11 protein-coding genes are annotated in these 12,598 nt (G+C 28.1%); 6 read left to right on the top strand and 5 right to left on the bottom strand.

Annotated elements, in window-relative coordinates; genetic code table 11:
• Window positions 1–4: 4 nt before the first annotated feature.
• Window positions 5–1,648 (bottom strand): methyl-accepting chemotaxis protein, encoded by a 1,644-nt coding sequence (locus tag AVBRAN12647_RS04855; protein WP_214117882.1) that lies wholly within the window; start codon window positions 1,646–1,648, stop codon window positions 5–7.
• Window positions 1,649–1,851: 203 nt separating this feature from the next.
• Here AVBRAN12647_RS04855 and AVBRAN12647_RS04850 point away from each other — a divergent pair, with 203 nt between their 5' ends.
• On the top strand, window positions 1,852–2,718 hold the full coding sequence (locus tag AVBRAN12647_RS04850) for a hypothetical protein (protein ID WP_214117881.1): 867 nt from the start codon (window positions 1,852–1,854) through the stop codon (window positions 2,716–2,718).
• A gap of 79 nt (window positions 2,719–2,797) precedes the next feature.
• On the opposite strand, the gene AVBRAN12647_RS04845 is transcribed toward AVBRAN12647_RS04850, so the two are convergent.
• Complete coding sequence (locus AVBRAN12647_RS04845; protein ID WP_214117880.1) at window positions 2,798–3,787, bottom strand: GMP reductase; 990 nt, start codon at window positions 3,785–3,787, stop codon at window positions 2,798–2,800.
• Between the two features lie 109 nt (window positions 3,788–3,896).
• On the bottom strand, window positions 3,897–4,253 hold the full coding sequence (locus AVBRAN12647_RS04840; RefSeq protein ID WP_214117879.1) for a RidA family protein: 357 nt from the start codon (window positions 4,251–4,253) through the stop codon (window positions 3,897–3,899).
• 174 nt (window positions 4,254–4,427) lie between these two features.
• Between AVBRAN12647_RS04840 and dcuC the strand changes: the two genes are divergently transcribed.
• From dcuC to AVBRAN12647_RS04815, 5 genes are read left to right on the top strand one after another with little or no spacing between them, the layout of a single operon-like run.
• Window positions 4,428–5,819 carry a C4-dicarboxylate transporter DcuC gene (dcuC, locus tag AVBRAN12647_RS04835; protein ID WP_214117878.1) on the top strand — a complete coding sequence of 464 codons (1,392 nt, stop codon included), beginning with the start codon at window positions 4,428–4,430 and terminating at the stop codon, window positions 5,817–5,819.
• Between the two features lie 14 nt (window positions 5,820–5,833).
• The gene (locus AVBRAN12647_RS04830; RefSeq protein ID WP_336614780.1) at window positions 5,834–6,991 is read left to right on the top strand and encodes a trans-sulfuration enzyme family protein; all 1,158 of its coding nucleotides are present in this window, start codon (window positions 5,834–5,836) and stop codon (window positions 6,989–6,991) included.
• Between the two features lie 11 nt (window positions 6,992–7,002).
• Window positions 7,003–8,373, top strand: a complete 1,371-nt coding sequence (gene purB, locus AVBRAN12647_RS04825; protein WP_214117876.1) for an adenylosuccinate lyase — start codon at window positions 7,003–7,005, stop codon at window positions 8,371–8,373.
• 2 nt (window positions 8,374–8,375) lie between these two features.
• A complete protein-coding gene (locus AVBRAN12647_RS04820; protein WP_336614779.1) occupies window positions 8,376–9,698 on the top strand; it encodes an MmgE/PrpD family protein in 1,323 nt (440 codons plus the stop codon).
• A gap of 54 nt (window positions 9,699–9,752) precedes the next feature.
• Window positions 9,753–11,099: an ATP-binding protein gene (locus AVBRAN12647_RS04815; RefSeq protein WP_336614778.1), complete on the top strand. Its 1,347-nt coding sequence runs from the start codon at window positions 9,753–9,755 to the stop codon at window positions 11,097–11,099.
• A 32-nt stretch (window positions 11,100–11,131) separates the two neighbouring features.
• Here AVBRAN12647_RS04815 and AVBRAN12647_RS04810 read toward each other — a convergent pair whose 3' ends face one another.
• Together AVBRAN12647_RS04810 and AVBRAN12647_RS04805 are read right to left on the bottom strand one after the other, a co-directional pair.
• Window positions 11,132–11,926 carry a nitrilase-related carbon-nitrogen hydrolase gene (locus tag AVBRAN12647_RS04810; RefSeq protein WP_214149770.1) on the bottom strand — a complete coding sequence of 265 codons (795 nt, stop codon included), beginning with the start codon at window positions 11,924–11,926 and terminating at the stop codon, window positions 11,132–11,134.
• On the bottom strand, window positions 11,926–12,585 hold the full coding sequence (locus tag AVBRAN12647_RS04805; RefSeq protein ID WP_214117872.1) for an RraA family protein: 660 nt from the start codon (window positions 12,583–12,585) through the stop codon (window positions 11,926–11,928). Before AVBRAN12647_RS04805 ends, AVBRAN12647_RS04810 begins: the two co-directional genes overlap by 1 nt.
• Window positions 12,586–12,598 lie beyond the last annotated feature (13 nt).

The raw sequence follows: 12,598 nt of genomic DNA, 5'->3' as shown, positions 1-12,598 counted from the left end.
CTTTTTATATTTTAAAATATTTTATATGTTGTGTTAAGGTATTTGCAATTTCTTTTAAGCTATTTGCTGCGTGTGTGTTTTCTTGCATAGATTTATTGGTATTTTCAGAGCTTTTTGTGATACTTATCATATCGTTATTTAGGCTTTGAAGTTTTTCTACTTGTGCGTTAGCAGCATTACTTACTTCATTAGCTTTTAATAATGAATCATTTGCTTGATGGCTGATTTGCTCTAAAATCAAATTAGCTTCATTAGCTAGTCTCATTCCGCTTTCTACTTGTGGAACTGCTGTTTGAATAGCATCAACCGTTGCTTGAGTTTCGCTTTGTATTATTGAAATCATATTTGATATTTCATTTGTTGCTGTGTCAGTTTTTTCTGCTAATTTTCTAATCTCATCAGCTACAACTGCAAATCCACGCCCATGCTCTCCTGCACGAGCTGCTTCAATTGCAGCATTTAATGCAAGAAGATTTGTTTGCTCTGTGATTTCTTTAATCAATTCTGCACTATTGCTAATTTCGGTTGAGTGTTTATCTAGCATTTTGATTTGCTCTGAAGAATAATGCACGGTTTCTGTGATTTTTTCTATTTCTTTAATTGTAGTTCTCATAGAATTAATTCCATTATTTGATAATTCAACCGTTTTTTGAGAATTTTCTTTCGTTTGATTTGCTATATTTAATACATCTTGCATAGCTATTCTAGCATTGTTTATATTTTCTAAAGATTCTCTTGATTTGTTTTGTTGTTCGTTTGATAATTTACTAGCATTATTTGAAGCATTTGTTACTTCTTTTGCACTATTTTCTAATTCTTTTGAAGAATGAATTACTTCTCCTACAATATCTTTTAATTTATTTTCCATTTCTTTTAAAGCATATAGCATACTATCTTTATACTTAGTATCAATTTTAGTATCTAAATTCCCGTGTGATATGCTAATTACTGCTTTAACTGCGTCTTTTACTTCTCCACCAAGTGAGCTAATAATCAATCTTGTTATATAAAGTGCTAAGAAAATCGCTACTAAAAATGCAACTATGCTAATTGCTATACTACTACTTAAAAAGCTGCTAATTGTCCCTCTTGCTTGTTTTGTTAATGCTTGATTTTTTGCTTCTTGATAATCAATAAATTCATTAATAACATTTAGCCAAGTAACAAAACTATCTCTTGCTTGAGATAATAATATTTCGTGAGCTTTATTTGTATCATTATTGTTTTTATATTGAATTATTTCTTTTATTAAAGGAAGAGTTTTTGCTTCTACGCCTTTAATTTTTTCTAAAATCAATCTATCTTTATCATCTACCAAATTAGCATTTGCAAATATTTTTGCCATATTATTAGCTGCTACATTGTAATTGTTTTCTAATTTATCAATTAAAGATATAGCATTATTTATCTCGTTTTTATCACTTAATAAAACAACATCTCTAATAGCTATTGCTCTATCATGCACACTACCTCTAAAATCAACTGCATACCTTTGTTTTACAGCATTTACATCGCTAATTTCGTTTAAATCATTATTTACGCTATTAATTTTAATATATCCGCTAAAAAATATGATTAAAATAAATGCAAGAATACTAGCAAAACCAATGAATAATTGAGCTTTTAAAGAAAGATTTTTCCCTAACATTTTATTTCCTTTTAAATTAAATTTATTTTATTATAATAAAAATTATTAATTAGCAAAATAAAAATTAGAAAAATTATAATGATAATTTAATATATGAATTAATTAAGTTTAATTTAAGCATATAAACTAGGAATTTTAGTTGAAATTCAATCTTGTGATGATTTTATATTTTAAAATTAAAAGAATTTAAATTAGGAATTAATATGAAAGCTAGTATTATAACAGCACTTAATATGGATTTAAAATCAAAAATCAGTTCAACAACTCATATTTTATCAAGTATAAATATCGTAATTTTGTGTCTTTTGTCTTTTTTCGTTTTAAAATGCACTGGGGTTTTTGTCCGTTTTATCTTAGCTAAATACACTATTTTTACATTTAATAATGACCCGTTTTTTAATCTTGCTAGTGATGTTTATTCTTGTTTGTATTTATATTTATCCTTTGTGATTAATTTATTTTTAACAATAACTAATATTCAGAGATTAAATGCGGTTATTACTAATAAATATTTAAGGTTTTTTGTGATTTTTGGATTTATTATTTTTAATATTTGTAGTTTTATTTTATTCTTTATTTTAACTTTTGTTTTAAACATAATTTTTATGCTAATTTTATCGTGCTTTAAAGATAAAAATATAAGTGAAATACAAGCTTCAAGCTCATTTGCAAATGCATTTATGCTTAATTTTGATACTAAAATCAAGCCTAGATTTTTCATATTTTTTAATTTTTTTGCAATCTTGCTAATTTTGATAACATTGATTGAGAAGAAATATGGTTTTGCTATTTTCATACTAGCTTCACATTTATTCGTAGTTTTTACTCCGTTTTTATATTGTGAGATTTTTTATATTTTTAATGATTTTTCTAAGCTAAATAAGAGATTTTTTAGATTTGTTTTTGTTATTTCAATTCTTTCTTATTATATTAGTTTTATTACCCTTGATAGGATTGGATTATTTTATGATATTGTTAATGCAATAGCTGTTTTTAGCTTTTTGTTTTTATATTTTATAGCTTGTATTTATGTGATTATTGCTCTTTATTGTAAGAAATATAACTACTAGCTTAGAATTTAAATTAAAAAAATTATTTAATAGAGTATGTATTTTCCTAATTTATAGCTAAATTAGGAAAATTTATTAATTAGATAGTATCTCCGTTAAAGATTGAGTTTTTAACAACTACATAATCAACTTTTCTAATATCACGAAGTTCTTTTCCACCTGCATAAGAAATTGAGCTTTGCAAATCTTCTCTCATTTCATTTAAGGTATCAAAAATATTTCCCCTAAATGGAACATACATTTTTTTACCTTCTACATTTTTACGCTCACCTTTTTGAAATTCACTTGCTGAGCCATAATATTCTTTCATTTTTTTACCATCAATTTCTATGGTTTTTCCAGGACTTTGCTCGTGTCCGCTAAATAATGAGCCTATCATTACAAAAGTAGCTCCAAAACGAATTGATTTTGCTATATCTCCGTGATTTCTAATACCACCATCTGCAATTATTGGCTTTTTAGCACTTTTAGCACACCAGCGAAGCGCTGCAAGCTGCCAACCGCCAGTCCCAAAACCGGTTTTAAGCTTAGTAATACACACCTTACCAGGTCCAATACCAACCTTAGTTGCATCAGCTCCAGCATTTTCTAAATCCCTAACAGCTTCAGGAGTTCCGACATTTCCTGCTATTACAAAGCTAGTTTTTAATGTGCTTTTAATGTATTTAATCATCTTAATTACATTGTCGCTATGTCCGTGAGCAATATCAATTGTAATATATTCAGGATATAGTTCATTTGCTTTTAATTCATCAATAAATTCGTATTCTTTTTGAGTAATGCCAACAGAAATTGACGCAAAAAGCCCTAATTCTTGCATTTTTTTTACAAAGTCTAATCTTTTTTCAGGCTCAAATCTATGCATAATGTAAAAATAATCACTTCTAGCAAATGAAATCGCTAATTCTTCATCAATGATTGTTTGCATATTTGCAGGAACTACAGGTAGTTTAAAAGTTCTATTACCAAGCCTTACGCTAGTATCGCATTCGCTTCTTGAATTGATTATACATTTTGCAGGGATTAATTGCACGTCTTCATAATCAAATACTAATAAATTATTTAACATCTCATCTCCTTAAATTAAAGAACTGATTTTATCTTATAAACAATTAATAAAAACTTGATTTTAAAAGTAAAAATACTTTACGGAATTTAAATCCGGATTTTCACCGGAATTATTTTTTAGCTATCGCTTCTATTTCTATTCTTGATGCTTTTGGTAATGCTGCTACTGCAAATGCACTTCTAGCAGGGAAAGGCTCTTTAAAAAACTCAGCATAAGCTTCATTAACTGCTGCAAAATCATTTATATCAGCTAATAAAACCATTGTTTTTATAACATTATTCATATCTAAACCTTGCTCGTTTAAGATAGCTTTTATATTTCTTAAACTTTGTCTTGTAAGCTCTTTAATATCGCCTTTTACAAACTCTCCTGTACTAGGGTCAATTGGTAGCTGACCACTAACAAATACTAAATCATCTGATTTACCACACACACTATAAGGTCCAATAGCCTTTGGATAATTCATTTTTTCTCCTTTTTTGAAAAATTTTGCAAAAATATTAGCAAAAAAATATTAATTGATAAAAAATAATAAAAAATATTACTTTTTTACTAAAATTTTCTTAAATTTATCTAATTTTAAGAAAATTTTATTAAATTTACTTCAAAATAATAATTTTATTTTTAAAGGAGAGTTGAGATGTTTAGCATTTTGTTTTCACTAGTAGCAATTGCTATATTAGTTTTTATGCTTGCAAAAAAGATAAATGCTCATATGGCGTTGTTGCTTAGTGGTTTGTTTTTATTATTAGTTGCGACTATGCACGATAGTAATGCTATTTTTACTAGCAAAGTTTTAGACGCTAAAGGGGATTTAAATTTTTGGTTTTTTAATCTTTTTGAAGTTTTTAATAAAAACCTTTCTTCTACACTTAGTGGTCTTGGGCTTACTCTTATGTGTATAGCAGGTTTTAGTGCGTATATGGAGCATGTTGGGGCTAGTTATGCTTTATTTAAGGTTTTTGAAAAGCCACTTAGTATGGTAAAATCTCCTTATATGCTTTTAATAGTTTCTTATTTTGTTACACAATTTTTGGTAATTTTTATACCATCTCACGCTGGACTTGGACTTTTACTTATGGTTACTATGTATCCTATTTTGGTTAGGACTGGTGTTTCAAAATTATCAGCATTAACAGTTATTGGGACTTGTCAATATATTGACCATGGCCCTGGAAGTGGTAATGTTATATTAGCTGCTAAAACAGCAGGAGTTGATCCAGCTACTTATTTTGTTCAGTATCAATTACCAACTACTATACCTATTATATTAGCTGTTGCGATTGCTATTTATTTTACATCTAAATATTTTGATAAAAAAGATAATTTTGTGTTTAATAAAGATGAAATTGAAAAAGAACTTAGTGAAAATGGCGAAAATAAAACAAAATATCCGCCAAAAATTTATGCGATATTGCCAATAATTCCACTAATTTTAATATTAGGATTTTCAAAAGTTGTTGGAAGTAGCATAAAAATGAATGTTCCTGTAGCTATGATGATTTCTACATTTGCAGCAATTATTTTTGAAATGATTAGATATAAAAGCGTAATTGAAACTTTAAATTCTATTATGGTATTTTTTAAAGGTATGGGACATTTATTTGTAATAACCGTAAGCCTTATTGTATGCGGTCAAGTATTTGCTGCTGGGCTTTTATCAATAGGTTTTGTGGATACTTTAATTAATTTTGCAAAAGACGCTGGATTTGGTGTATTAGCAATAATTATATTTGTATCAATTTTACTTTCTTTATCAGCATTTTTGATGGGTTCAGGAAATGCAGCATTTTTTAGTTTTGCACCATTAATTCCAAATATTGCAAAATCTTTTAATGTTGAAACAATTATGATGATAGCACCTATTCAAATAATGACAGGATTTGGAAGATGCGTAAGTCCAATTGCACCTGCTATTTTAGCAGTAGCAGGAATTGCTAAAGTTAGCCCATTTGCGGTTGTAAAAAGAACAGCAATACCTATGATAGTAGCTGGTATTGTAAATATTATTTGCACTTGTATTTATATTTAAAAAAAGGAGAGAATATGAAAACTAAAACAAAATTAATTCATTTAGGTCGTGGTCAGGATTTACCTGTAAAAGCAGTAAATCCTAGTGTTATGAGAGCTTCAACTATATTATTTAAAGACCATAAAACTTGGCAAGAATATCGTGAGCTTAGAAAAACGCAAAGAGTTTTAAGTTATGGTGCAAGGGGAACTGAAACTACTTTTGAACTTGAAAAATTATTATGTGAGCTAGAAGGTGGATTTAGAGCTTCGCTTTATCCAACAGGACTTGCAGCACTTGCTATGGTTTTATTAAATTATGCAAGTAAGGACGCACATTTTTTAATAACTGATGGAATTTATGGACCTGTTAGAACTATATGTGATTTGTTTTTAAATAAAATTGGAGTAGAAGTTGAGTTTTTAAAAGCAGATGCTAGTGATGTTGAAAGTAAAATAAAGCCAAATACAAAACTTATTTTATGTGAAAGCCCTGGTTCTATTATGTATGAAATAATTGATGTTCCTAAATTATGCGAAATAGCACACAAACACAATATACCTGTAGCAATTGATAGCACATATTCAAGTGCATATTTATCAAATCCTATAAAACTTGGGGTTGATATTTGCGTAATTGCAGCTACAAAATACCTTAGCGGACATTCTGATGTTGTTATGGGTTGTGTGATTGTTAATGAAAAAGAATACAAAAATTTTAATGAATTACCAGAAGCTTTAGGTTTAACTACAAGTCCTGATGATTGTTATTTGGTTCTTAGAGGTATGAGAACTCTTGGAATTAGACTTAAAAATCACGAAGAAAATGCAGATAAGGTTGTTGAGTTTTTACAAACAAGAAAAGAAATTAAAAATATTTTTTATCCAAAATTACCAACCCATCCAAACAATGAAATATTTAAAAGAGATTTCATAGGAACTAATGGTATGGTAACTATAGAATTTAATTCAGGAATTAGCAAAGAACAAGCTATTAAATTTGTAGATGATTTAGAATATTTTTCAATAGGTGCTAGTTGGGGTGGATATGAAAGTCTTGCAACGGTTACTATGCCACCAAGAACTGCTACTAAAGTTGATAGTAGTAGGGTTTTTGTGAGATTTCATATAGGTTTAGAAGATGTTAGTGATTTAATAGCTGATTTAGAGCAAGCATTTAATAAAATTAAATAAAAGGAGAAATTATGACAGGTATTAGTGTATTTGATATGAGATTATTAGGTGATTCTTGGAGCACAAAAGCTATGCGTGATATTTTTTGTGAAGAAAATAGAATTCAAAAATGGCTTGATGTTGAAGCTGCACTTGCAAAAGCTCAAGCAAAGCTTGGCATTATCCCAGAAGCTGCAGCTACAGAAATAGCTAAAAAATCATTTTATAAATATATGGATATGGATTTTATATTTAATGAATATAAAAAGACAAAACATCCATTAGTTCCAACCGTTAGGGGCTTAGAAAAAGCTTGCGAGAATGGATATGGAGAATTTGTTCATTTTGGGGTAACTACTCAAGATATTATGGATACTGGGTTTGTTTTACAATTTAAAGAAGCTTTAAAGCTTATAAAAGATGATTTAAAAATCATAGCAAAATCTTTAAAAAAACTAGCAGTAGAGCATAAAAATACAGCTATGATGGGAAGAACTTTAGCGCTTCAAGCTCTTCCTATTACTTTTGGACATAAAGTTGCTATTTGGCTTGATGAGCTTAATAGACATTATGAAAGAATACTTGAATGCGAAGAAAGACTTTATGTAGGTCTTATAGTTGGTGCAGTTGGCACTAAAGCTAGTTTAAGTGATAAACATAATGAAGTTGAAAAACTAACAATAAAGAGTTTAGGATTAAAAGTTCCTTATATTTCTTGGCAACCAGCAAGAGATAGATTTATTGAGCTTGGATATGTATTAGCTAATATAAATGCTACATTTAATAAAATAGCTCATCAGATTTTGATTTTATCTCATAATGAAGTAAATGAAGTGGCTGAACCATTTGGCAAAGGTCAAGTAGGAAGCTCTACAATGCCACATAAAAGAAATCCAGCAATAAGCGAAAATGCTGTAACAGTTAGCAATACTTTAAAAGCAAATATTGCAATTTTAAGCGATATTGAAAGACACGAACACGAAAGAGATGGACAAGTATGGAAAATGGAATGGAAATTACTTCCTGAAATCTTTTTAATGCTTTCTTGTGTTCTTGATAATATGAAAACAGCTTTAGGCGGATTAGAAGTTAAAAAAGATTCAATGTTAAATAACCTTAATACTTTAAAAGGTTTTGTTTTAGCCGAAAGGGTTATGTTTGCATTAAGTGAGCATTTTGGAAAACAACACGCTCATGAGATTGTATATGAAAATGCTATGATTGGAATTGAAAATAATAAAACATTCAAAGAAGTTTTATTAGCAGATAGCAGAGTAAGAGAAGTTTTAGATGAAAAATCAATAGATGCTTTACTTGATGCTACTACTTATGTTGGATATGCACCAAAATTAGTTGATGAGTTTTTAGAAAAAATTAAAAATGCAGAGATTTTAAAGGATTAATTATGCTTTATAGTGAAAAATTAGCTGAATTTGTAGTAAATAAAAGTTATGAAGATATACCAGCTGATGTAAAAACTAGAGCAAAAGAATTGATGTTAGATACCATTGGAGTTGCTCTTGCGGGTAGCAAAAATGATGCTATTTTAAAAACCATTAAGGCATTTAAAGAAGAGAATGCTAATACAAGCATTTGGGGTAGTGAATTTAAGGCTACCCCACTTAATGCTGCTATGATAAATGCTATGAGTTCTCATATACTTGATTTTGATGATACTCTAACAGAAGCTATACTTCACGCAAGTGCTATTTTAACCCCGCTTTGTCTTAGTTATGGATTTTCTAAAACAAACGATGGTAAAAAAATATTAAAAGCTTTTATTATGGGTTGGGAAGTTGCAGGAAGAATTGGGGTTGCTAGTAATGGGACATTTCATAAAAATGGTTTTCATACAAGTGCTATTGCTGGAGTTTTTGGAGCAAGTGCTGCAGCTTGTGTTATCAATGATTTAAGTGTTTCGCAAACAATCAATGCTTTAGGTTTTGCTGCTAGTTTTGCAGGTGGGATAAATGAGTTTTTAAGTAATGGAAGTAATTCTAAAATACTTCATATAGCAAGTGCGGTTTTAAATGGAATTAGAGCTTGTGAATATGCAAAAGCTGGTCTTTTTGCTCCTGTTAGTATTTTTGAAGGTCGTGATAATATCTTTAGAGCATTTGGTATAGAAGATGAATGCGATAAGACAAGGCTTGATAAAAATTTAGGAAAAGATTATATGGTAAAAGAAGTATCAATTAAGCCATATCCAAGTTGTCATTTCGCACACGGGCTTATTGATTGTGCTAAAGAACTTAAAAATGATGGTTTAAAGCCTGATGATATAAAGGAGATTTTATGCTATGTAGATAGCGTTCCTATTTCTTTTATATGCGACCCTATAGAAAAAAAGCACAATCCAAAAACAGATTATGAAGCAAAATTTTCATTTGCGTATTTAATAAGTTATATGTTTATAGATGGTAAAGTGAATTTAAATTCTTATAATGAATTAAATCGTGAAGAGATTGTTAATTTTGCTAAAAAAATTAAATATGAAAAATATATTTCAGGTGGATTTCCAAAGTATTTTTGTGGCAAATTTAAAGCAACGCTTAATAATGGAAGCACTATTATTAAAGAAGTAAAAATTAATAAAGGTAATCCAGATAATGCTTTAAGTTTAGATGAATTACTTGAGAAATTTAATGCAAATGTAAATGATAAAAATCTTTCAGAAAAAATTAAAAAACAAGTCTTAGATTTAGAAAACATAAAAAGTTTTGAATAAATTAAAATTTATCGTTTTTAGATTATAATAATTTAAAAACGATAAAGGTTAAATATGTTTGTTAATAGAGAAAAACATTTAAAAACTTTAAACGATGAATTTAATAAAATCGGTTTTACTTTCACTATTCTTTATGGTAGGCGTAGGGTTGGAAAAACTAGACTTATTAAAGAATATATAAAAGATAAAAAAGCTTTTTATTTTTTATCAAGCCTTGAAAATATTAACATTACAATTAATAGAATGAAAGATGAATTAGCTAATTTTTATAATGATGATTTATTAAAACAAATTCAAATAAATGATATTAAAACTTTATTTTTATATGTAGCAAATAAAATAGATGAAAAAATAGTAATAGTAATTGATGAGTTTCAATATCTTGCAAAGCTTGATAATTCTATTCCATCGCAATTTCAGTATATTTGTGATGAGATATTTAAGAATAAAAATATTCATTTGATTTTATGTGGCTCAATTATTTCTATGATATATGAATATACATTATCATATAATTCTCCTTTATATGGTAGAAGAACTAGTGCTATTAAGCTTGAAGCACTTGAGTTTAGGTATTTAAAAGATTTTTTTCCTAATAAAACTAAAAATGAGCTTATAGAAATATATAGTGTGTTTTATAGTATTCCAAAATATCTTGAGCTTATAAATGATAAAGGGGATATTTATGAAAATATTAAAGCAAATATTTTAAATCCAAATTCATATTTATATAATGAAGCTAGTTTCGTATTGCAAAATGAAATCAATGAACCTATAACTTATTTTTCAATTTTAAAAATTATTGCTAGTGGAGAACACAAGATTGGAAATATTGCTAGTAAATTAGGTAAAAGTCCAAATAATATAACATCTTTTATAGATAAATTAATTGAGCTTGATATTATTTATAAAATTATTCCTATAACCGAACAAAATCCAGAAAAATCAAAAAAAAGTTTATATTTTATAAAAGATAATTTTTTAAGATTTTATTTTGCATATATATTTCCTTATAAATCTCAACTTGAACTTGATAATACAGATTATGTAATTAATATAATTAAGACAAGTTTTATGGAATTTATAAGTAGGGTGTATGAAGATTTAGCGATTAATTATCTTTTAAATACGCATAAAGACCTTTTAAAATGCGGTAGATGGTGGGATAAAAATACAGAAATTGATGCGGTTGGGGTCGCTAAAGATTATTTAATAGTTGCTGAATGTAAATATAAAAATAAAGCAGTAGGAACTAATGTTTTAGAAGATTTAAAAGCAAAAGCTACTAAAATAGATAGTAATTTACCTATTAAAAAATATATTTTATTTAGCAAAAGCGGTTTTACAAATGATTTAAAAACACTTGCTAGTGATGAAATACAATTAATTGAATTATTATAAATTTCGTATGTTTAAGGCATACGAAATTTAGTTTATAGGCTATATAAATTAGGCTTTCTTTGAGATATACAAGGCAAGGCTTTTCTAACTTCATCAATTTTATTAAAATCAATTTCAAATATTTGAATACCTTCATCAACGCCAAGTTTTATTTCTTCAAGTCCAAGTGGATTTATTAGGCACGAGCGACCTGTGTAGATATTACCTGTTTGATTACTAGCACATAAATATATTGTGTTTTCTAAAGCTCTTGTTTTAGTAAGTAGCATAAAATGCTCATCTTTATATTTGCCATCTACCCAAGCAGTAGGAACTAATACAAGCCTTGCACCATCAAGTGCTAAAGTTCTAGCAATTTCAGGGAAACGAAGTTCATAACACACCATTATCCCCATTTTGCCCCATTTTGTATCAAAGGCTTTTATTTTTTCATTACTTGCATTTATATCTTTACTTTCATCATAGCTAAAAGCATCGTAAAGGTGAGTTTTTGAGTATTTATGGATTATTTTGCCACAATCAGCAAAAATTACGCTATTTTTAGTTTTTTCATTATCTTTTTCATAAAAACCAAAAACAACTGCGATATTTAACTCTTTACTTTTATTAATAATGCTTGTTACAAATTCTTCATCAATATTTTGAGCAATGGTATTAAAATTAATCCCTTCATTACTAGGCACAAAAGCCTGTGAAGTTTCTGGAAACACCACAAGCTCAGCACCAAAAGATTTTGCCTTTTGCATAAAATCAATAATTTTTTCAAGGTTAATTTTATAATTTCTATCAGTTTTTATTTGAGCTAAAGCAATTTTTAATTTATTCATCATAAACCCTCAAAATATTTGTTTGCACCTAAAATTTCGCTAAGTGGAATGCCTTTATCTATTTTTGCTTTTGTTTCAATTTCTCCGATTTGAACATTTATTGCTCTTTTGCCAAGTTCTTCAACATTATCAATATCTGGATTTAAAACCAGTATTCCATCATCATCAGCCACTATCAAATCTCCTGGATTTATAACAACATTATCAATAGCAATAGGAACATTAATTGAGCCTTCAATTCCTTTAATTCTAGTTGTTAAAGCACTAACATTTCTATACCAAACATTAACGCCAAGATTTTTAATAGCATTCAAATCAGTTACACAACCATCAATGATTACCCCACCAACTTTTTTGTGTCTTGCCATATAGCAAACTAATTCTCCAAAAGGTGCTCTTTCATAATCTTTATTAGTATCAATTACTACAATATCACCTTCATTTACAATATCAAATACTTTATGAACAGCAGTAGAATCAAGGTGTGGTATTCTAACGGTTATAGCAGTTCCTACTAATTTTTTTCCACTATGAAGTGGCTTTAAATTTCTAATAAAACCACAATCTTGCATATGTCCTATAGTTGAAGGGCAAACCTCTTTATAAAGATTAAGAATTTCATCTGAAACTTTACTAACTCTTTTGTTTAAAATAAACATTTTTTCTCCTTTT

The organism is Campylobacter sp. RM12647 (assembly GCF_020138135.1).
Taxonomy (GTDB): domain Bacteria; phylum Campylobacterota; class Campylobacteria; order Campylobacterales; family Campylobacteraceae; genus Campylobacter_E.
Note: the sequence above shows the minus strand (reverse complement) of the source record. Positions and strands in the feature narration are given on the sequence as shown.